Origin of the sequence: Methylomonas sp. HYX-M1 (genome assembly GCF_040741385.1) — a bacterium.
GTDB lineage: Bacteria > Pseudomonadota > Gammaproteobacteria > Methylococcales > Methylomonadaceae > Methylomonas > Methylomonas rhizoryzae.
In genome coordinates, this window is the sequence record NZ_CP160405.1 from 2,946,292 (window position 1) to 2,966,156 (window position 19,865).

At 54.7% G+C, this 19,865-nt stretch carries 20 protein-coding genes and 1 pseudogene; 6 read left to right on the forward strand and 15 right to left on the reverse strand.

What is annotated here, in order from left to right; all coding sequences use genetic code 11:
* The 7 genes from AB0A83_RS13255 to smpB form a co-directional block, all read right to left on the reverse strand.
* Positions 1–624 carry a phosphoribosylanthranilate isomerase gene (locus tag AB0A83_RS13255; protein ID WP_150049159.1) on the reverse strand — a complete coding sequence of 208 codons (624 nt, stop codon included), beginning with the start codon at positions 622–624 and terminating at the stop codon, positions 1–3.
* A gap of 95 nt (positions 625–719) precedes the next feature.
* Entirely contained in the window at positions 720–1,472 is a 753-nt protein-coding gene (locus tag AB0A83_RS13260; RefSeq protein ID WP_150049161.1) for a DUF2231 domain-containing protein, read from the reverse strand.
* A gap of 57 nt (positions 1,473–1,529) precedes the next feature.
* Positions 1,530–2,579, reverse strand: coding sequence for an FAD:protein FMN transferase (locus AB0A83_RS13265; protein ID WP_367154426.1), 1,050 nt, complete (start codon positions 2,577–2,579; stop codon positions 1,530–1,532).
* Positions 2,557–3,144 carry a phosphotyrosine protein phosphatase gene (locus AB0A83_RS13270; RefSeq protein ID WP_150049165.1) on the reverse strand — a complete coding sequence of 196 codons (588 nt, stop codon included), beginning with the start codon at positions 3,142–3,144 and terminating at the stop codon, positions 2,557–2,559. Before AB0A83_RS13270 ends, AB0A83_RS13265 begins: the two co-directional genes overlap by 23 nt.
* 81 nt (positions 3,145–3,225) lie before the next feature.
* Positions 3,226–4,434: a hypothetical protein gene (locus AB0A83_RS13275; protein WP_367154427.1), complete on the reverse strand. Its 1,209-nt coding sequence runs from the start codon at positions 4,432–4,434 to the stop codon at positions 3,226–3,228.
* A gap of 14 nt (positions 4,435–4,448) precedes the next feature.
* Complete coding sequence (locus tag AB0A83_RS13280) at positions 4,449–5,411, reverse strand: polysaccharide deacetylase family protein (RefSeq protein ID WP_190303136.1); 963 nt, start codon at positions 5,409–5,411, stop codon at positions 4,449–4,451.
* Positions 5,412–5,452: 41 nt separating this feature from the next.
* Complete coding sequence (gene smpB, locus AB0A83_RS13285) at positions 5,453–5,938, reverse strand: SsrA-binding protein SmpB (RefSeq protein ID WP_150049170.1); 486 nt, start codon at positions 5,936–5,938, stop codon at positions 5,453–5,455.
* A 97-nt stretch (positions 5,939–6,035) separates the two neighbouring features.
* On the opposite strand from smpB, the gene AB0A83_RS13290 reads away from it, so the two are divergent.
* From AB0A83_RS13290 to AB0A83_RS13300, 3 genes are read left to right on the forward strand one after another with little or no spacing between them, the layout of a single operon-like run.
* Positions 6,036–7,394 carry a sodium-dependent transporter gene (locus tag AB0A83_RS13290; RefSeq protein WP_150049172.1) on the forward strand — a complete coding sequence of 453 codons (1,359 nt, stop codon included), beginning with the start codon at positions 6,036–6,038 and terminating at the stop codon, positions 7,392–7,394.
* Positions 7,394–7,831, forward strand: coding sequence for a type II toxin-antitoxin system RatA family toxin (locus tag AB0A83_RS13295; protein WP_150049174.1), 438 nt, complete (start codon positions 7,394–7,396; stop codon positions 7,829–7,831). Before AB0A83_RS13290 ends, AB0A83_RS13295 begins: the two co-directional genes overlap by 1 nt.
* Entirely contained in the window at positions 7,821–8,105 is a 285-nt protein-coding gene (locus AB0A83_RS13300) for an RnfH family protein (protein ID WP_150049176.1), read from the forward strand. The genes AB0A83_RS13295 and AB0A83_RS13300 overlap by 11 nt, the downstream gene beginning before the upstream one ends.
* 85 nt (positions 8,106–8,190) lie before the next feature.
* Here AB0A83_RS13300 and AB0A83_RS13305 read toward each other — a convergent pair whose 3' ends face one another.
* A complete protein-coding gene (locus tag AB0A83_RS13305) occupies positions 8,191–8,673 on the reverse strand; it encodes a hypothetical protein (protein WP_190303137.1) in 483 nt (160 codons plus the stop codon).
* Positions 8,674–8,866: 193 nt separating this feature from the next.
* Between AB0A83_RS13305 and AB0A83_RS13310 the strand changes: the two are divergent.
* Positions 8,867–9,660: pseudogene (locus AB0A83_RS13310) on the forward strand (transposase); the annotation flags it as partial.
* A 248-nt stretch (positions 9,661–9,908) separates the two neighbouring features.
* Positions 9,909–10,430, forward strand: coding sequence for a hypothetical protein (locus tag AB0A83_RS13315; RefSeq protein WP_150049180.1), 522 nt, complete (start codon positions 9,909–9,911; stop codon positions 10,428–10,430).
* 15 nt (positions 10,431–10,445) lie between these two features.
* Here the strand turns inward: AB0A83_RS13315 and AB0A83_RS13320 are convergent, their stop codons facing one another.
* The 7 genes from AB0A83_RS13320 to AB0A83_RS13350 all read right to left on the reverse strand — a co-directional run bounded on the left by AB0A83_RS13320 (position 10,446) and on the right by AB0A83_RS13350 (position 18,263).
* A complete protein-coding gene (locus AB0A83_RS13320) occupies positions 10,446–10,847 on the reverse strand; it encodes a hypothetical protein (RefSeq protein ID WP_150049182.1) in 402 nt (133 codons plus the stop codon).
* Between the two features lie 247 nt (positions 10,848–11,094).
* Positions 11,095–11,607 carry a VPLPA-CTERM sorting domain-containing protein gene (locus AB0A83_RS13325; RefSeq protein ID WP_150049184.1) on the reverse strand — a complete coding sequence of 171 codons (513 nt, stop codon included), beginning with the start codon at positions 11,605–11,607 and terminating at the stop codon, positions 11,095–11,097.
* A gap of 387 nt (positions 11,608–11,994) precedes the next feature.
* Positions 11,995–13,851 carry a PQQ-dependent sugar dehydrogenase gene (locus AB0A83_RS13330; protein WP_367154428.1) on the reverse strand — a complete coding sequence of 619 codons (1,857 nt, stop codon included), beginning with the start codon at positions 13,849–13,851 and terminating at the stop codon, positions 11,995–11,997.
* Positions 13,852–14,275: 424 nt separating this feature from the next.
* On the reverse strand, positions 14,276–14,560 hold the full coding sequence (locus AB0A83_RS13335) for a hypothetical protein (protein WP_150049187.1): 285 nt from the start codon (positions 14,558–14,560) through the stop codon (positions 14,276–14,278).
* Positions 14,561–14,854: 294 nt separating this feature from the next.
* Positions 14,855–15,643 (reverse strand): sulfite exporter TauE/SafE family protein, encoded by a 789-nt coding sequence (locus AB0A83_RS13340; protein ID WP_150049192.1) that lies wholly within the window; start codon positions 15,641–15,643, stop codon positions 14,855–14,857.
* Between the two features lie 452 nt (positions 15,644–16,095).
* Positions 16,096–16,878 (reverse strand): ethanolamine ammonia-lyase subunit EutC, encoded by a 783-nt coding sequence (eutC, locus tag AB0A83_RS13345; protein WP_367154429.1) that lies wholly within the window; start codon positions 16,876–16,878, stop codon positions 16,096–16,098.
* The gene (locus AB0A83_RS13350) at positions 16,875–18,263 is read right to left on the reverse strand and encodes an ethanolamine ammonia-lyase subunit EutB (protein WP_367154430.1); all 1,389 of its coding nucleotides are present in this window, start codon (positions 18,261–18,263) and stop codon (positions 16,875–16,877) included. Before AB0A83_RS13350 ends, eutC begins: the two co-directional genes overlap by 4 nt.
* A 174-nt stretch (positions 18,264–18,437) precedes the next feature.
* On the opposite strand from AB0A83_RS13350, the gene AB0A83_RS13355 reads away from it, so the two are divergent.
* Positions 18,438–19,850, forward strand: coding sequence for a flavin monoamine oxidase family protein (locus tag AB0A83_RS13355; RefSeq protein WP_367154431.1), 1,413 nt, complete (start codon positions 18,438–18,440; stop codon positions 19,848–19,850).
* Positions 19,851–19,865: the final 15 nt, after the last annotated feature.

The window sequence follows — 19,865 nt, forward strand, 5'->3', positions numbered from 1 at the left end:
TTACTCTGTTACTTGATTAGTTATTCTTATGAAGGCCGCCATTTTCCCGGTATCCTTTATGCCCTTGCCGGCTTCCACGCCGCTACTGACGTCCAACGCATAGGGCCTAACTTGCCGTACCGCTTGCGCGGCATTTTCCGCCGACAATCCGCCGGCTAAAATGATAGGCATCGAATGCGCGCGCGGGATCAAGTCCCAATCGAATCCGCTGCCGCTACCGCCCTGCACTCCCGGATGATAGGCATCCAACAACAAACCTGCCGCATCGGCGTAGTCTTGCTCGTAGTCCGACAACTCGATGTCAGGCGTCATCCTAATCGCTTTGATATAGGGTTTGCGATAAATCCGGCAGGCATCCGGGGTCTCCGCGCCGTGAAACTGCAAGCAATCTATCGCCACTTCGCCTAACACTTGCCTGACCCAATCCGGATCGGCGTCTACAAACAAACCGACCACAGTCACGAAGGCCGGCAAAGCCCTGACTATGCAAGCGGCCTGCTCTATCGTCACGTTACGCGGGCTGGGCGGATAAAACACCAAACCTACCGCGTCCACCCCCAACCTTGCCGCGGCAACGGCATCTTGTACCCGAGTAAAGCCGCAAATTTTAACGCGAGTTCGCATCGGCTGCCTCCCCAAAAAGGCCGGCTAGCATACCATAACGCTGGAAAATTTCGCGACGCAAATTGCCGCAAGACTCCGGGCTATAGGTCCGGGCATCAATGGTTGTGACCGTGGTGGTCGTGATGATGAGCGTCCGGCGCTACCGGTGGGGGCGGGGGCGCCTGTAAAACGGGTTCGACCGCAATCGGCGGGGTTTCGCCGGTAGCCGGCATGGCACTATCGCCGTGTTGATGCCGAAGCGCCGCCGCTTGATTCAGGGCTTCGACAGGCTTGACCGCCACACCGTATCGGTAAACCATCAAGCCACCCAAATCGGCGGTGAATGTCAACAGCACGAATAGCACGCTAGCCAACAACTGATACAAGGTGTTGGCGGCACCGCTGAGTTCCTGCTTGGCCAGCCAGCGCCACACCGCCAACGCCGATGCCAGCGACAAGACCGAAATCCCCAAGTGCTCGTGATTTTCCATGATTTCGTGCACCTCGCCGCCGTGAGGGATAGTGGCGGCGGCAAGCAAGCCGGCCGCGACCGTGAACCCGGCAAACACGGTGCCGGAGTATAAAAACCAACCGGCGATATGGCGCCATGAAGACTTGGACCACAAACTTCCGCCCAAATCGAACAAGTAAAACAAGGTCAACAACGCGATCGGAAAATGCACGAACAACGGGTGCAAATTATCCAGACTCGCCAAGCCCGGCATCAACGCCTGACCTACTTGAGCAGGCGACAGCTGCAGCAAGGACTCGATGAAGCTCAAAATGCTCTCCACCGCTCCCGCCGGACCGCCCCCCGAATCGCCGCCGCCGTGTACGGCAAAACTCGTAAAACCAACCATATCCAACATTATATCCCCCGGGTGTTTTAAGGCCGCCGGCAGTTAGGCGGCGGCGACGGCTGACGTTTACTCTATCGACAAACCGCTAGCCGCCAAAGCCTGCGATTTAGTTTCCACGAACCGGTCGCCTTGCTGCTGCACGAATAACACTTTGATCCGTTCCGCATCGGCCCATTGCATAGCTTGCTGTTGGCCTACACACAACAACGCCGTCGACAGGGCGTCCGCCAACGTCGGATCCTCGTGCAATACCGTCACCGAGACCAAATCGTGACTGACGGGTTTACCGGTTCCGGCATCCAACACGTGACTGTAGCGTTTACCGTTGACATCGAAATAGTGCCGATAAGTTCCCGATGTCATCACCGCCAAAGCATGTTCGGTAGGCATGCTCAGTACTTTGGACATACGCTGCTGATCCGGCAGCGGTTTTTCCACCGCAATACGCCAAGCCCCGCCGTCCGGCTTGCTACCTTGGGTTTTCAACTCGCCACCGATTTCAACCAGATAATTCCTTACCCCGTTTTGCTCCATGACCCGGCTGATGCGTTCGACGCTGTAGCCTTGCGCAATCGAGGACACGTCTACCCGCACCTGTGCCGGCTTGCGTAAATGGGTATCGTCGACGACTTCCACTTTGTCCATGCCGACATTGGCCAGCGTACTGAATAACATCGCTTGATCCGGAATATTCAACACGTCGTCCTTAAAGCCCCACAAGTCGAACAAGGGTTTAATCGTCAAGTCGTAACAACCTTGGCTGGCGCGAGTTACGCTTGCAGCGATTTTAACCAAAGACACGATTTCCGGGCCGACTTCTTGGCTGGCGTTGGATTCGCTGTTGTTGAACGACTCGATCAGCGAATCGGCCCGGTAATTCGACAACACGTTGTCGATTCGCTCCAGTTCACCGGCAACGGCCTGCTGCAAGTTCCGGGCGTCCACCGCTGGCTCGGACCAGTAACTGATATGGTAGGTGGTACCTTGGGTAAAGCCTTCGAACTTTTGCAATTCGACCCGCTCGGAACAGGCGGTGGCGAAAAAAACGATCAAAAACCATGCAAGGAATTTGGATAAGCCGGTATTCGCTACGCTATCGCATCGAACGCGCGGCAACGTAGTCCTCCGATAAGTGCTTGACGGCATTTTCTATGGTCTTGTAACAGTTGATGAAATAATCCGGATCCAGATTCATGGGATCGTGTATGTGCGGCTGCATGGGCCTCGCCCACAAACCCAACAACGCAATGTCGGCCTGAATCGCGGGCAAAGCGTTGCGCAAACGTTCAATTTGCCTCGCTTCCATCACCAAGTACAAATCGCCGTCACGCGGGACGAAATCGCCGATGTCGGTCGCTCGGTGCGCAGCAAGGTCGCGGCCGCGCCGTTTTGCGGTGTCTATGGCCGGTCCGTAAGCGGGCTGCCCGCTAGCGGACGCCAAACCCAACGATACGGCAGGCAGGCCGGATTCGCGCGCGATCAATTCGGCATAGGGACTGCGACACACGTTCCCCAGGCACACGAAAACCAAGCGCTCTACCTTGGATAAATCCGGCGTTAGCTGCCGATCGTATCGGCCCGACAGATAGTCGAGCCAAGCCAAACCCAAGCGTATTAAGCCTCGATAAGTCCCGAAATGGGTGTCGATACGTTTGAAAAATGCTGTCGGATAGTGCCGCATGGCTGAATTTTCCCACTGCCTGCTGTTAAATTTGTTTTTTAAAGTCTCGGGTGCCGGCGTTGACACCGCCAATCAATCTGCCTAAAGCCTAAACAATTTACGCAGCATATTCACGAGGTCAAATAAAAACGGTTTAGGGTCGTCCCAACTGAATACGTAGTAGTAACTGTCGGCCCGGAAAAACCGGCGCAAAAACGCCGATATTTCCGCGCATTTGGAAAATCGCAAGGTCTTGTTTTGAATCCTGTCCGGGAATAACAAAATGGTCATCAGGCGTTTGCATTCCGGCACCAGATAGCGGCATTGGACATTGGCTTGGTATTGCGGCTGTTCGGGTTGCTGCCCACCGGTCGCCGCCAAAAACCAGCCGCTAACGAACGGCACCCCTGCGTAGTAGGCTAACGGTAAACTCCCCCAAAACCGGCCATTGATTTCCATCAACACCGCACGCTGCCGGATCGGATCGTAGCGATACTCGACCATGGCCGGCCCGGTCCAATCGAGGGTTTGCAGCAATTGCGCCGATTTGGCCATCAACTCTTGATGCAGATCCAAGCCGAGCGAACGGCAAACCACGGACACCCCGCCTTCCGGCGGCCATTCGGCTATGCGCTGGTGCTGAAACCTCAAAATCACCCGGCCGGCAGACGCCAAGAACATTTGCCCCAAGCCGTATCCGGGGCAGTACTCCTGAATCAACGGAAACTCGCCGATCACGTCGTACTCGGTTAAATATTGTTTTAATTCCGCTGGGTCGTAAACGTAGCGAAACTTGTCGACCTGCCGGTTTAACGCGTGAATCTTAGCCTTGACCGCATGCGGATTGTCCCATTTAAGAATCAAAGGATAAGACAATTCGCTCGCGAGACCCTCCAGGTCCGCCAATGCCTTGATCCGCCAAGTTTTCGGGGTATCGATCCCGATTTGCCGGGCGGCCTCCAAGGTAACATTTTTATTGACCACCGCCGCGAACGCCGCTTCACTCGGCACGATGGGTTGCACCTGCAAGGCGTCGCGGTTGCGTTGCAAAAACATAATGTCGTCTTCGCTGACCGCCATGATCCAGGGACAAGCGAAAGCCTCGGCGATAGCGTTCAATTGCTCGACCAATTGGCCGGATTGCCGATAGTGCGCGCTTTCCAGATATTTCGAATATAAACCGACGCTGCCCTTGCCCCAGCCTATTCCGTGTACTTTGATACCGGCTCGGCCCAGCTCGCGAATCATGGTCAATCCGATAGGCGAATCGGCTCCTAACAAAATCGTCTGCATAGATTGGGATGATTGCATGGCGAGAACGGGTTTTATTGATAACGGCCGGCGGCCTGTGCCAAATAACGACCAGCAGTCAGCCAGGCCGGAGTTTCGGGTAATTCGGGTTGAAGAGCCGAGACTTGCGGGACCAAGCCGCCGATGCCCACGGTAGCGAACCGGTCGGCATGGTCGGCCAAATAACGGCATAACGCGACAAAGCGGCGAAAAACCATGCGGTCAGGCCGCAATTTGTCCTCGGTCAGCAACTCGAAGTTGTGCAGCACTATCACCACACTATCCCACCCCGTCCGCTGTGCATATTCCAACATCCAACGCATTTCGGCGAACGAACAGGCCGTTAATTGCAGGTGCCGGGATAGGCGCGCGCCTCCCGGCCGGTACACCGATACCGGCAGTTCCGTCACGCCGGCATCTATGGCCGGTTGCAGCAGCCGCCGACCCGGAAACATGTCGCAAACGCCAACCGGCGCAGCCCAGTTGTAACTACTGTCGATAAAAATCCCGTTATCGGCCAAGGCCAGCAAGGTATTGCGGTCGGCGGCGTAACTGCCGGCCCGAAACCCCTCTACCGATTGCGCCCCGGCTGCGACCAGCAATTCTTTGGCCTTGGCGATGATTCGGCGTTGTTGCTCCGGAGAAAACCCGCTTAATCTGGGCTGTTTGGTGTGCATGTCGAATAACGGCGCTTCCCGGGATTCATCCAACCATTCCGGGTGCGCGTGCAGTTGTACGTCCTGGCCGGCATCTTGCACCAAGCCGACGATTTCCCGCAAGGGCTCCAAACCGAAACGCAAGGCGAACAAAGGCTCGACGAAAAATGTCGCCCGCAAGCCGAAATCGGCCAACACTTTGAACAAAATCGGCAAAGCATAATGTCCGGCCCGAGTCGGGCCGTACACGTATTTTCTGAAATAATCCGGAAACTTGGCGTCCAAATCATGCCAACCCTCGCACCAGACTTCGGTATCAACAGTCAATAAAACATTGGTCATCATGTAATCCGGAAGAATTTTAGGGCCGGCATCGACTCGAATTAAGCGTGCTTCATCACTCTGGCCTTTTCCCGCTGCCAATCCTTTTCCTTGGCGGTTTGACGCTTATCGTGCAATTTCTTGCCTTTGGCCAAACCGATTTTCAGTTTGGCGCGGCCGCGCACCCAATACATCGATAGCGGAATCAAGGTGTAGCCCTTGCGCTCCACCGAACCGATCAATTTCGACAATTCGCGCTTATGCAACAATAGTTTTTTACGGCGCACCGCGTCGGGATTCACATGGGTAGAAGCCGACAACAGCGGCGACACGTGAGCCCCGCACAACCACGCTTCGCCGCGTTTGATGTCCACGTAACTTTCTTTCAGCTGTATCCTGCCGTCTCTCAAACTCTTGACTTCCCAGCCTTCCAGCACCAAACCGGCCTCGAATTGCTCCTCGATGTAATACTCGTGGGTAGCCTGGCGATTGACGGCTATGGTGTTGTCGGTTTGCTTGCTGTCCTTTTTGGATTTCTTGGCTGCCATGGCGTGCTGCGGATTTTTCCCTGACTGGAATAGATAATTTTGTTATTTTAACCGACCAGCAAGCAAAATAACGACATAATCAACCCGGCTTTGTCCCATGACGCAGACTACCCATTCTATCCACGGCCAATGGTCGTCGCGATTCGCCTTCATTTTAGCGGCCACCGGCTCTGCGGTTGGCTTAGGCAACATTTGGAAGTTTCCTTATATTACCGGCGAAAACGGCGGAGGCGCCTTCGTTTTAGTGTATTTGATCTGCGTGGCCGCGCTGGGAATACCGGTCATGATCGCCGAAATCATGCTAGGTCGCCGCGGCCGGCAAAGTCCCATCAACACCATGGAAACCCTGGCCGAAGAAGCCGGAGTCGATAAACGCTGGCACTACGTAGGCTGGTCCGGCATGATAGCCGGTTTTCTGATACTGGCGTATTACAGCGTGATTGCCGGTTGGTCCATGGCTTATATCACCAAGGCCTTCTTCGGCCAATTCATCAACAGCAGTCCTGAAGAAATTCAGCGACTGTTCGAAAACTTGATGGCAAGCCCCGTGGAGCAGATTTTTTGGCATAGCCTGTTCATGTTTGCCACCATGCACTACGTGATGAAAGGCGTGCAAGGCGGGCTGGAAAAAGCCGTGCGCTTTTTGATGCCGGGATTGTTTTTCATCTTGGTGTTTCTAGTCGGTTACGCGATGGTCGCCGGCGATTACCAGCGCGGCATGGCTTTCCTGTTCACCCCGGATTTCAGCAAAATCGGCGCCGAGGCGATACTCACCGCGATGGGCCAAGCCTTCTTTACCCTGAGCTTGGGCATGGGCGCCATTATGGTATACGGCTCCTACCTACCCAACCACGTTTCCATCGCCAAAACCACCTTCTTCATCGCCGGCGCCGACACCGCCGTCGCCTTGTTGTCCGGCATTGCCATCTTCCCGCTGGTGTTCGCCAACAACCTGGAAGCCGCTGCCGGCCCCGGTTTGATTTTCCAAACCCTGCCGCTGGCCTTCGGGCAAATGACCGGCGGTTGGTTATTCGGTATCTTGTTTTTCGTGTTGCTGTTTTTTGCCGCCCTGTCGTCGTCGATTTCTTTAATCGAACCGGCGGTTGCCTGGTTGGTGGAGAACGAAAACATCGAACGGCATAAGGCCTCGGTCTGGTCGGGTACGGCGTGTTGGGCGGTAGGCGTCGGCGTGGTGTTTTCGTTCAACGTGTGGTCGAACGTCACCTTATTCGGTAAAAACATTTTCGAATTCCTGGACTTTGTCACCGCGAATCTGATGCTGCCGTTGGGCGGCATGGCCATTGCGATTTTCTCCGGTTGGTTGATGAAGCGCGAACACGCCGAACACGAATTGGAAGTCGGCCACGAAGCGTTCGAAGCCTGGTATTTCCTGATCAAATATGTCGCACCCGCTGCGGTGTTTCTGGTGTTTTTGCACGTACTCGGAGTCATTTAATGATTTCGGTCGTACAAAAAAGCGCGTTGGTCAAGTTTTCGGCCAAACAAATGTTCGACCTGGTCGACGACATCGAGGCCTATCCGCAGTTTCTGCCCTGGTGCAGCGGCAGCAAGGTACTGCGCCGGGACGGGAATATCGTCGAGGGGCGCATCGACATTGCCAAAGCCGGCTTTCATAAATCCTTTACCACCCGCAACGTAACCGATCCCGGTGGGCGCATCACGATCAGCTTGTTGGACGGCCCGTTCAAGTCGCTGGAAGGCGTATGGAACTTCATGCCCTTACGCGCGGACGCCAGCAAGATTTCTTTGGATTTGGAATTCGAAATCGCCAGCACTTTCGCCGGCTTGGCCTTCGGACCGGTGTTCAACCAAATTTGCAACACCATGGTCGGGGCCTTCACCCAACGGGCCAAAGTCATCTATGGCTGTTGATGAAACTCTGCACATCGAGGTCGCTTACGCAACGTTGGAAAAACAATGCGTCCTCGAACTGAGCCTGCCCGTCGGCTGCAGTGCCGAACAAGCCATCCGGGCGTCCGGCATACTGCACATTTTTCCGGCAATTGACCTAACGACTCAAACGATCGGGATTTTCGGCCACATCTGCCAACTAGAGCAAACCTTGCAAGACGGCGACCGGGTGGAAATCTACCGGCCGCTGACGCAGGACCCCATGGCTGCGCGCCGGAATCGGGCGCAGCGCTAAGCGCAATCACCCGGATTAAGCCCCCTCCAGCCGCCACTCCCTTCAGGTCGGGACATTCGCCCCATCACGCCAAGCCGGCCGGCAGCTATTGCAGCAACCCTAAATCGGACAGCGCGTCGACCACCATGCCGGTACCGACCGCGATCATCAAGATATCCGACGCTACCCTGACGTAACGGTAACCTGCCGGCGGGTAGCCGATTTGGCTGACAATCGCCGGCGGCAAATCGTAATAGACTACCTCGCGCGGTAAGGGACGCCCCACCACCCAACGTTTGTGCTGACCTGGCGGCACGCAACCGTTATGTTTTTTCTTCAAACCCGGCGGGCAACGGCCGCCGTTGAATTCGTCTCGGTAGTAATTGTGGATAATCAGTCGGTGTTGATCCGAAAAGTACTTTTCCTCGCGACGGTCTTCTTCCCGCCGTTTTTCGTGATGCGACTTTTGTTTGTGCTTGCCCTCGTTGCCGTGCCCCGAATGCTTGTCCGCCAGTACGGGCAGACTGCAACTAAGCGCTAGCAAGGCCGTGCAAACAGGCGTTAAAAATCGTTTTGATGTCGCGTTCATAGATAACCCCATGGTGAAAAATTGTTTTAAATGCGAATCCGCAAGAACCTAGGACAGGTCAATTCGGCGTTGCGGCTGTACACGTTAGTAGATCGTCCCATTAATTATGGTTACAGGTTTATCCTGAATTGTCAGGATCCTCCTATTATTCTAATTGGCGGGTGATTATGGGACGTAAAAGTGAGCGAGCGGCTCTGAGGAGGCTAAGGCCTGGGTGGTCAGTATCGCTTGCATCCAGCTGAAGGAACTGGGGCTGGCCGCGGAATTGTGGAGGCTCTCGGCCTTGGCGCGCTATGTGTGCGAACACGCGGAGTCGGTAGGGTTCCCGCGTCTTGCCAGGGCCGGTAAAAGTACGGTTTGGCGGATTCTCGACGAGAACGAACTGAAGCCGCACAAGATCCGTTACTACTTGGAAAAGCCCGCCCCCGATTTCGACCGGAAGATGCGCGAGGTGCTGATCGCCTATCGCGACGTTTCGCTCTATGCCGAAGCTAGCCTTCAGGATGGGGCTAACCCGGTTTACACGGTCAGCGTCGATGAGAAGTCTGGGGTTCAAGCCATCGGCTTAACGGCTCCCGATTTGCCGCCGGTTCCCGGTAAGGCGCCAACGGTTAGCCGGGATTACGAATATATTCGGCACGGCACCGTAGCTGCGAATTCATTGCGTTGCTCCGGTCGATCGATGCCTACTACCCGCCGCAGGCCGTCATCCGTGTCGTTCTGGATAACCATTCGCCGCACATCTCCAAGGAAACCATGGCTTATTTGGCCACGCGGCCCGGGCGGTTTGAGTACGTTCACACCCCCAAACACGGTTCCTGACTCAACCTGATCGTGCGCCTTCTCGAAAATGGCCCGAACCTTCCTCCGTCATATCCGCGTCTCCCCGTTGCTGAACTCAAGGCGCGCATCCTGAAAGGGACTGCTGAAATGAATGCCGCGCCGGTCGTTTTCCGCTGGAAAAAGTTCGACTTGGAGCTTGCTTAATTAGTCAATATATTCATGGAACGAACTACTAATTTCCAGGGAATTAGTTCGAATACCCTATTTCGCTTTAATAACCAGATTAACGCCTTTTTTGATTCATGCGTTTTACACAGTGCAGTTTGACGGCAAATTGCCGGAGTTTACGGAGGAACCTTCGGGGAGTGTTGAACAATTACGATTTTTTCTTGACTTCTCCTATCTTCGGGGAATAGATAGTGCTTTCTGTTGTTGAATACAGGAGAAGCACTATGCAGATCAAAGATTCCTACTTAAACGCTGCCACCCCCACTTCGATCGCTGCTATCGTTTCCGCCATCGATAAAGATGTCGAGCATGGCGAAGACATTTTAATGCTTGGCTACAGCCTGGTTCTTATGGCGCCGATTTTCGCCCCCATTGCCCCGCCGCAAGTGCTGTTACCGTTAATGGCGTTAGTGTTTGCCGTATCGGTATGGCGGGCAAGGGCGAACTTTCTGGCTATTCGCGACAAACTGCTGCAAGCCATAAACGCTGACCAATGCCGCGACTGGTCGCGGTTAAACCCTATCGTCCAGGTATTTTCCGAACATCCCAAGCAACCTTTAAGCCAAGGATTTAATCCGCTCAAAAACGGCATGCGTACCGCTCGTAGCGTATTAGGCGCCTTAATGATCAACCCGCTGTGGATGCCGATTTTTTATACGCTGGGATTGCAGTTCTCGGAGGAACAACAGCTATCGCTATTAAACAAGGCAGTGTTAGCGGTTGAACAACGCTGGGGCAATCATTAAAACTATCAAGCGCAATTATTGAACCCGAATCAAATAGCCGTCGGTATGTATACAGTTAGGCTTGGTGTGCGCCGTAACGCTTAGCCTAACAAAGCCGTGTTGGAACGGCCTATCCAATTTACCGCTTACCTCAAAACGGCCACTCCGCTGCGGTGTAATGACCAATTGCTTGGCATTGAAATGGTATTTATTCGTCCCGGCGCTAACGTTAACTTCTATCGATGCAGGCGTCGTATTTGCAGACGCAACAAAGGAAAACTCCCGGAACTGTTGCACGTACTTGTTTGCCGCCGGATCGAAATTCGAAAATTCCGGTTTATCGCAACGGACCGAACCGGACCCGCTACCGTAAGCCAATACTTGCCCCGGCAACGCGCCGATTAACAAGCCCATCAGCAACCCACTAAATTTTTTCATATGCCCCCTCTTTGCTAGTTGTAGTTTTGCACTAAGAGTACCAAAAAATACTGAACAGCTCCCGAGAGAGGCGATTCAGGCCATCAGATTTAGCACATGTTATCGTATTGAACCGGAACAATGGCATGCAATGCAGAGTATCTACGGGGCTGTCCCGGTCAAACGGACTTAACTGCAAATCTCCGGGCAAAAAAAAGCCCGAGTAAAGCGAAAACCGCTTTACTCGGGCTAACTGCTTGACAACAGTTTATGCGGCTACGACTTTTTTGCGTCTATCCGCGTAGAGTAATCCCAATAACGCGCTGGTCATCAGCCATACGGACGCCGGCAAAGGCACTACCGGACCGCCGCCTTGATCCACCGAAGGCATGATGTCGAAACCGTACAGAAAATGCAGGTTGTTACCCAAAGGATAACTGGTAGCGAATACCAATAAATAGGTATTAGCCGCAGGTAACAGCGTTGCGCCGGCTTCGCTAATCCAGCCGTCGCTAGTCCACAAGCCGATTTGGAACGGATCGGTTTCGGTTATGGAACCCAAACCGGTAAAGGTCGACAGCGGAGCATCGCTACTCAGATCGGCGTCAATGGAGAAGATGCCGAACAAGTCCGAGGACGGAAACGGGAAGGAAGCCGAGCTGAACGAGATGAAGTTACTCGTTCCGTCAGTAGACTCCCAATTGATACCCGCGGAACTTGCTGTAGACACGGCGAATAAACATATCGCCAACCACGTTTTGATAGATACAATCACATTCATGGATTTTCACCTCTTAAGAGTTAACGTTAACGATAAGCCGTCCGAGGCTAGATTTCTCTAATGCTCGTTATCAATCCAAGAAAACAAGCGTTAGAAAAAACCAGACGCTAAAAATTCGCCTTGCTGGTCGTTGAATTTGCAAACAGAATTCATGCCAGATGAAAAATAAACTTAAATTCAATGGCATAAACCGGATCGCATTTACAATGTAGCACATTGGTTTACATTACCGTCATGTTAAAGCCCTTAATTGGCACAAATCGCACCACTTTAATACAACTTTCATCAACCTTCCCATCCGCATCCAAGATTGACGCCTCGTTCGAACACTTTCCTACCCGGCACTCAACTTAACAAACGGCGCAAACACATGCATGCGCATGGCTATCAGTCCGCCACGGGCGGCACGATCTTTTTTACGACGCCGGTTTCCAGATAATGCCCTTCGGAGTCACGCGGCGCGGGCACTCCGCTGGTGTTACCCAACACATACAGCTCGCCGTTGGCGTCCTGTGCAAAACCGTATATCGACATACCCACCGCCGCATCGTTTGCCAAACGGAATTCGACGACGGTCTTTTGCGTACCGGATGATTTGCTCGGATTTTTCTCAAGCAGGTAAAACAAACGCCCGGCGTTTTCCGGCTCGGAACTGGCAAATGCCCTGGCATAATCGCCGAATACGTAACGTGCCCGTAACGATCGGATGGCTTTTCCGCGATAGACAAACCCAGCGACTATCCCCAGCCCTTCGTCATGGTCGTATTGTGCCAGCGGATCGGTTAATCCGTTAGGCGCATCGCTGCGGCACAGCCTGCTATCGCTGACGTAACCCGCTCCACTACCGTCGCTGCCGTTAGGTAGAAAAAAGAAACTACCTTCTTTGTAGGCCCAGCCGTAATTGCGGCCTTTTTTGACCAAATCGATTTCTTCGATCTTGTTTTGACCGACATCCCCGGCAAACAAATTGCCGTTAGCCTTGTCGAACGAAAAGCGGTAAGGATTGCGAAAGCCGTAAGCCCAAATTTCGTCGCAAGTTTTAGCGCCTTCGCTGCAAGCCGCGTCGCCACCCTTGCTTTTTTTGGTTGTGAACGGATTGGAAGCCGGAATGCCGTATTGGCCGTTTTGCGCCGATCTTTTCAGCGGATTAATCCGCAAGATTTTGCCCAATACGCTGGCTAAATCCTGGCCATTACCGATGCTTGGATTGTGCCCGCCGATAGCGTCTTGATCATTGGCCATGCCGCCGTCGCCCATGGCGATATACAGCATGCGGTCGCGGCCGAAGTGCAAGGCGCCGCCGTTATGATTGAATTGCGGATGCTCAGCGCGCAACAACACTCGACGAGGGCCGGACACTTTGGGATGCAAGGCCTTGGGATCCTCGACCTTCCATTCCGATACCACGTTGATGTGATCCGGCGTGTTGCCGTCGCTCAGAGTGTGCAAAACGAAATCCGCGCTACCGGCTGTGTAAGGCTCAGAGGTAAAGGTATAGAGCAAGCCGTTTTTCTTATAGCCGGGATGAAACGCCAACCCCAACAAACCGCGTTCGTCGTAACCGGGCAATTCCGGGATAGGGTTGCCGAAGTTAGTAACCAGCAGGGCCGACAGATCCAGAAGCAAGTCTTTGCTTTGATCAGTTAAATTGATCGCCCAAATTTTGCCTATCGTGTCGGTGACGAACAAATGCCGCTTGTCTCCGGGAGCGGCAGTCCCGCCATTCGGCGCTACCAAACCGCCACCGCTAGCCACGGTTTGCAGCGCAATGCTGGCGGTGGTTTCTTTATCTACGGTTTTGGGAATCGGATCTAAATTGACCGCATCGGTTTCCGAGCAGGTAGCAGGCACAACATCCGCGTCAACGATGATGCTCCCGGTCATGCCTATCGACGCATGCACTTTACAATAATAGGGATAAGTACCCGCCGTGGTAAACGCCGTCGGTTTGGTAAAGGTAAATCCGGAATTACTGCTCAGCCCGGAATCCCAGTTGTCGTCCGGATTGGCACTACAGCTTGCGCCGGTACAACTGCCGGAGGTTGTGGTATGCGGATTGGCAGTATCCTGCCAAACCCATTGCACCGAATCGCCGATTTTGACGTGCAGGGTAGCGCTTTGAAAACGATTGTCTTTAACGCCGACTGTCAGCGTATCCGCATCCGCCGCAAGCGTGGAATACAACAATACGAGCAGCAACCCCAGTTGCGCCCGGAACATCGTCATGAATCTTAGGTATCGCATGATGACTCTCCTCGAACGCCTGGGCGTTCAGTAATCGGTCGAGCCTTCACTGGCCGGAATGATCCTTTTAGTTGCAGGAGGTAGGGCGACGCAGGAAGCCAAAGCCGAGAGCTTAGCGGTCACGCGCCCGCTACCCCGGATGTGTCACGCCTCATATCCGGTTCTTGCTATTCGCATCTTCCTGATGCTCACCCTGCGGGCCGCACTTTTGGGTTCGGCTTGACCGCCATGGATGGCGGACATGCAGATCTTGCAGGAGCAAAAATCTGCCTTCCAGACCCTGTCTCGCAACAACGCCCTTGCCGTTTCCCTAGCCTTCGGCTCTACGAAAACCTGACTGCCGGACTTTCACCGACATAGTAACGGACCATAACCGGCATGCAAATGCGCAGCGTAGCTTTTGCCGGTCAAGTTTACCCGCTGGCTAGCAGTTGCCGTGGCCATAATGTTCTTTCAGATGTTGAAGCCACAATTTCAGAGTTTCCTTTGCTGGGGTTATTTTTGACTCAAACTCTGCTTTTTCAAAGTAGCCCTCGGTTTCAATATCGCGCTCATGATTTCGAAGCTCTAGGCGCACGCTGTAAGGCACACCTTCCAACGCTTCAATAGTGTTGGATAGGAACTTCACAAATTCCGCTCGCGTCACTTCGTTTCGCTCGTATGCGGCGAGATATCCTTCCAGGCGTTCAAGTACCGAGAGGTTCGACATAGAAAGGGCTAACGTAAAGCTAAGCCGACCGCTGGAGCGTAGCGGAAGCTGGTCGGCTTGAGCGTCATGTTAGGTTTCTGTTTACTCATGCGTGCAGCCCTTTCAAGGTGGGTAATTATTTTTAAAGTAGTCAACCATTATCAATTACTTAAGAAGTGATCACTCCTGTTCAAAAAGGTCGCGATGTCCGAAAAAATCGCGCCCCAAAGATATTGCAGTCCTAAATAGTCACATTTTTTAACATAAAACGCGCGGCTACAAGGACAAACTGAGTTGACACCTTGAAAGGGCTGCTCATGCGTGGTTCCAAACCTTTACCGCTGAGAGCAACAAAATACCAGCCAGCAGAGGAAGCAAGATATGGGTTGGAATAACGCCCAGCAACTGACTGCCAATGAATGCGCCCAAGAACGACCCCGCCACCATGAACACGACGAAACGGCGCTCAGTGCGAATGACGGAAAAACTTTGGTCTCGGCTGTAACGTGAAAAACCAACAATCATCGTGGGCAGGCTTACGGCAAGCGAAAGGCTACCAGCGAGCTTAATGTCGGCACCAAAGAGCAACACGATGGTTGGAATAAGCAACTCGCCGCCAGCGACCCCCATGAGTGAGGCAACAACGCCAATGCCAAAACCGGCGTTAGCGCCAGCAATGACTAGCGGCATCCCGGTAAGCGACACTGCCGAAGAAGCAGACGTGCCGTGACCAAAGACCAAGACAAACGCAATTACCACCAAGAGTACGGCCAGCACACGATAGAGAACGTGCGACTTCAGTTTTGTTGCCCAATCGGCACCGAACCACGCCCCGGCAAGACTGCCAGCCAGAAGAGTAAAGATGATATTGGCGTGTTCAAGCAACTGTTGGAACGGAACTGACGATGCGCGGAAGGGCAAAGCGGACGCAACGACGGCGAGGCTCATGGCTTTGTTGAGGATGACTGCCGGCAAAGCGGAATAACCAAAGACCCCAATGAGAAGAGGAAGACGGAATTCGGCACCTCCGAGGCCAATAAGTCCTCCAAGTGTGCCAACGGCGGCACCAGCACTTGTACTCAAAATGAGGTTTTTGGATTTCATAAGCAGTGAAGAGATAAAGAAACCTAGTAATTAGATAGTTCCGTATATCTACTACGAAACCTGTGTAGCCACAATATTTTTTGATTCGCAAGACTTTTTCCCGACTGTATATCATCCAAACTGCGCCGAATGCCGATGGCACGATTGCCATGCTAGCCGCTCCCGCATCCTCTCCGTCCGGCATTCGGAACGCGACTCGAGCAGTGCGGGTGCCGGGCTGCCGCAATTTTCTAGCGTAACTTAGTCCGAAAATTGCTACGCAATCGCCCGCAGGCTTACAGGGTTTGGCGGTGTATCGGCTCTACCAACGTTACCGATGAGAAATACTTTGCCGCGGATAGCGGCTTGTGAATCGCGGCGGAGTACCGCTGCCGCCGTCAATGAATCCGCTTAATACCGGTAGTCACGCGTTCAACGGTTTAGCCGTCGAATAGGAGTCCGCCCCAAACGCGCTAAGGCTTGGCCGCTATCAACTTCGTATCGCCCGCTACTAGCGCCGGCGGCATATCGTCTTTCAGCGCGACGCCGGAAATACCCTTAAGCAGCGCCGCTTCGGACAAATAACGCAAGGTGGCCGCCGCCGCAGCGTAACTCAATCCGTGCGGCGGGCGGATGTTGGAAATGCAGTTGCGCTCGGCGTCGGTTTTACCGGGCTGCGGCGCGTAAGTCAGATAAATGCCCAAGCTGTCGGCGGCGCTCAGCCCCGGCCGCTCGCCGACCACGATGACCGCCAGCCGGGCGCCGAGCAGCGCACCGATTTCGTCGGCAACTGCCACCCGCGCGTCCGCCAGCAAACACAATGGGGCAATTTGCAAACCGGCTTGCCGGTAAGCCTGTAATACGGCCTGCAACAAACCCGGCGCGTGCGCCTCGACCGCGCTGGTCGACAAGCCGTTGCTGACGATCAATGTCACGTCAACCGGTTGTAACAGCTTGTCCTTTGCAGCCGCTAAGTGCTGACGACTCTCGGCTGCCAATTGCCGGCCCAGGTCCGGCCGCCGCAGATAAACCTGCCGGTCGCCGGCCTGGGTAGCCAAAATCAGGCTAGGCATGTCCATGGCCGCGACCGATTCGGCCAAGGCTTGGGGCGACCACGCTTGCAACACAGCATCTCGAGCAGCCGCGTGCGCCAGTTGAAACTCCAGTTGTGCGGCGGTCGGCAGCGCACAACCGGCCCGGCCTTGACCGATGCGGGCTTGCGTATATCGGCGCAATACCTGCCAAGGATCGTTCACGAAGCGTGCTCCGCCAAGTCCGAAAAGCCTTGCAACAACGGTGTCTGCAAGCGCCTGTCCGCTAAACGGTTTTCGCCGTCGAAAATTCCCATTTGTTCCAGCCAAGCCTCGAACTCCGGCGCCGGCCGCAAACCCAGCACCTGGCGCAAGTACAGGGCGTCGTGAAACGAGGTGCTTTGATAAGCCAGCATCACGTCGTCCGCGCCCGGCACGCCCATGATGAAGTTGCAGCCGGCAACGCCGAGCAGGGTCAACAAATTGTCCATGTCGTTTTGGTCGGCCTCGGCATGATTGGTGTAGCAAATGTCGCAACCCATCGGTAAGCCCATCAACTTGCCGCAAAAATGGTCTTCCAGGCCGGCCCGGATGATTTGCTTGCCGTCGTACAAATATTCCGGGCCGATGAAACCGACCACGCTATTGACCAGGAAGGGCTGAAATTCGCGCGCCACCGCGTACGCTCTGGCCTCGCAGGTTTGCGCATCTACGCCGTGATGGGCGTTGGCGGACAAGGCGCTGCCTTGCCCGGTTTCGAAATACATCAACTGCGCGCCGTCCGGACCTCGATTTAGACTTTCGGCCAGCGCTTTAGCTTCGCGCAGCAAGGCTAAATCGATGCCGAAACCGGCGTTGGCGGCCTCGGTACCGGCGATGGATTGAAACACCAAATCGACTGGTGCACCGCGTTGCATCAAGGCCATGCTGGTGGTGACGTGGCTGAGCACGCAGGCTTGGGTGGGAATGTGTTGGCTCTGGATCAATTCGTCGAGCAGCTGCAGCAAACCGCGCACGTTGTGCAGATTGTCGGTAGCCGGATTGATGCCGATCACCGCATCGCCGCTGCCGTACATCAAGCCGTCCAGTATCGCCGCGGCGATGCCTTTGCTGTCGTCGACCGGATGGTTGGGCTGCAAACGGGTGGAAAGCCTGCCCGGCAAGCCCACCGTGCTGCGAAAGCGGCTGACTACGGGCCTGCGTTTGGCGACCGCGATCAGATCCTGATTGCGCATGAGTTTGCTGACCGCCGCCAACATCTCCGGCGTTAGCGCGGCGGTCAAAACGGTTAAATCGGTGGATTCGGTCAACAAATGTTCGCGCAATTCGCCGACCGTCATCAGCGCCAGCGGCTTAAACGCCGCGGAATCCTGTTGTTCGAAAATCAGGCGGCTTACCTCGTCCCGTTCCGGCTCAATCAAAGGCTCTTCGATGAAACGGCAAAGCGGCACCTCAGCCAGCAAGCGTTGCGCTAAAGCGCGCTCCACTTCGGATTCGGCCGCCAAGCCGGCCAATTCGTCGGCGGCTCGGCGCGGCGAAGCTTTTGCCAGCAATGTCCGCAAATTTGCGAAATGGTAGTTTTTTCCGTTTAACTGAGTCGAAAAAGCCATAATTATGTTCGCTAGAAAGCCGAGCGCCGAGCTTAGCGACGGCAGATGACAGCCGGATGACACACCCAAGGGACGACACGCTGCAGAAGACTGCGTTTCACATCGTTGCCATATACTGCTTATAAACTTTCATACTTCTATTCACAAGCGTTGCCATAGGTTATGAATTTGCGGTTGAAACCTCTGCTCGTCGTTACCCTGACGGTTCGCTTGTGGTATTGCGCGCCGGCTGTAGCGAGCGAAGCCGAAGCCGACGTGCTGATCGTCGGCGCCGGTTTGTCCGGTTTGACCGCCGCTTACCGGCTCAAACAAGCCGGCCGCTCGGTATTATTGCTGGAAGCGACGCCCCACGTCGGCGGACGCATCCGTACCGCACAGTATGAAAACGGCCGGTACGCGGAACTCGGTTTGGAAGAATTCTGGGATAACAATCCGGCGATCCCTATTTTCAGAGAACTCGGCGTCCCTTTGGAAACCTCGTACAGCGGCTTTTCCAGCTTTATCCACCAAGGCCGCTTGGTTCCGTTCGTTCAGGATAGCAATTCGGAATTCGTCGGCGCATTCGCCGGGGCGCAACAGGTGCCGGCATTTCGCGCCTGGGACGCACGCATGGCACAGCTTTACCGGCAATTGCAAACTCGCCCGCTAACCCGGGAATTATTGGATCTTCAACAAATTTCGTTTGCCGATTGGGTGCGCGGCAGCGGGTTGCCGAGTGCGCTGCAAGACATGATACGCATCGAAACGGAGCCGGAATACGGAGTGTCTTGGGAAAAAATCAGCGCGTTGGACGGCATCGCCGAATGGCATTTGTTTTCCGGAGACGGAGTAACCCCCTACCATGTCATCGGCGGCAATCAACGCGCTGCGTTGGCATTGGCAGACGCGATAGGCCGCGGCTCGATTCGCCTGAACCAACTGGTGACCCACGTCAGCGCCGATGAGAAGGGCGTTGAAGCAATCGCGGTCGACCAAAGCGATTTTAGCCAGCACACATTTCGCGGCGGTCGGATTATCCTGGCCATCCCCTTATTTCGGCTGGCCGACCTGCAGTTTTCCCCACCGTTGACCGCCGAACGCCGGCAAGCGATCGCCAGCCAAGCAAGCGGCGCTTACTTCACCGCCCACGTGCAGGTCGATAAAGCCGCTTCCCGCTTCTGGCATGTAAACGACATCGACGTTTTGCCGATCTTGAGCGACGGCCCGCTGGGGGTCATTTACGGCGGTCACGGCGGCGACAGCAACACCGCGATGCTGAATCTTTTGATAACCGGCAACTACGCCGAACGCTTCAATTCGCGCGGGCTAACGGCGGACGAAACCAAACAAGCATTGACCGATGCCTTCGAATCCTTGTGGCCGGGCTTCGCGGCTTCCATAAAACAAATGGTTTTCCACCGCTACCATCCGCGCGCCATAGCGGCATGGCCGATAGGCCGCTCGCGCTTCGACGCATTATCGGACAGCCTGCGGCAACCGCAAGGCCGCGTGTGTTTCGCCGGCGACTTTACCGAGGACAGCCATTCAAACGGCGCTGCCGAAGCGGCGTTGCGTTGCGTGCGCGATAGCTTGGCTATCCACGATTAAGCCAACAGCCTTGGA

What these genes read in the sequence shown, in the direction of transcription:
- AB0A83_RS13290 (WP_150049172.1), top strand. Translation starts at nt 6,036, where the DNA reads ATGACGCAGACTACCCATTCTATCCACGGCCAATGGTCGTCGCGATTC.
- AB0A83_RS13305 (WP_190303137.1), bottom strand. Translation starts at nt 8,673, where the DNA reads ATGAACGCGACATCAAAACGATTTTTAACGCCTGTTTGCACGGCCTTG.
- AB0A83_RS13335 (WP_150049187.1), bottom strand. Translation starts at nt 14,560, where the DNA reads ATGTCGAACCTCTCGGTACTTGAACGCCTGGAAGGATATCTCGCCGCA.
- AB0A83_RS13275 (WP_367154427.1), bottom strand. Translation starts at nt 4,434, where the DNA reads ATGCAATCATCCCAATCTATGCAGACGATTTTGTTAGGAGCCGATTCG.
- AB0A83_RS13340 (WP_150049192.1), bottom strand. Translation starts at nt 15,643, where the DNA reads ATGAAATCCAAAAACCTCATTTTGAGTACAAGTGCTGGTGCCGCCGTT.
- AB0A83_RS13260 (WP_150049161.1), bottom strand. Translation starts at nt 1,472, where the DNA reads ATGTTGGATATGGTTGGTTTTACGAGTTTTGCCGTACACGGCGGCGGC.
- AB0A83_RS13270 (WP_150049165.1), bottom strand. Translation starts at nt 3,144, where the DNA reads ATGCGGCACTATCCGACAGCATTTTTCAAACGTATCGACACCCATTTC.
- AB0A83_RS13295 (WP_150049174.1), top strand. Translation starts at nt 7,394, where the DNA reads ATGATTTCGGTCGTACAAAAAAGCGCGTTGGTCAAGTTTTCGGCCAAA.
- AB0A83_RS13350 (WP_367154430.1), bottom strand. Translation starts at nt 18,263, where the DNA reads ATGGCTTTTTCGACTCAGTTAAACGGAAAAAACTACCATTTCGCAAAT.
- AB0A83_RS13325 (WP_150049184.1), bottom strand. Translation starts at nt 11,607, where the DNA reads ATGAATGTGATTGTATCTATCAAAACGTGGTTGGCGATATGTTTATTC.
- AB0A83_RS13315 (WP_150049180.1), top strand. Translation starts at nt 9,909, where the DNA reads ATGCAGATCAAAGATTCCTACTTAAACGCTGCCACCCCCACTTCGATC.
- AB0A83_RS13320 (WP_150049182.1), bottom strand. Translation starts at nt 10,847, where the DNA reads ATGAAAAAATTTAGTGGGTTGCTGATGGGCTTGTTAATCGGCGCGTTG.
- AB0A83_RS13330 (WP_367154428.1), bottom strand. Translation starts at nt 13,851, where the DNA reads ATGCGATACCTAAGATTCATGACGATGTTCCGGGCGCAACTGGGGTTG.
- AB0A83_RS13280 (WP_190303136.1), bottom strand. Translation starts at nt 5,411, where the DNA reads ATGACCAATGTTTTATTGACTGTTGATACCGAAGTCTGGTGCGAGGGT.
- smpB (WP_150049170.1), bottom strand. Translation starts at nt 5,938, where the DNA reads ATGGCAGCCAAGAAATCCAAAAAGGACAGCAAGCAAACCGACAACACC.
- AB0A83_RS13300 (WP_150049176.1), top strand. Translation starts at nt 7,821, where the DNA reads ATGGCTGTTGATGAAACTCTGCACATCGAGGTCGCTTACGCAACGTTG.
- AB0A83_RS13255 (WP_150049159.1), bottom strand. Translation starts at nt 624, where the DNA reads ATGCGAACTCGCGTTAAAATTTGCGGCTTTACTCGGGTACAAGATGCC.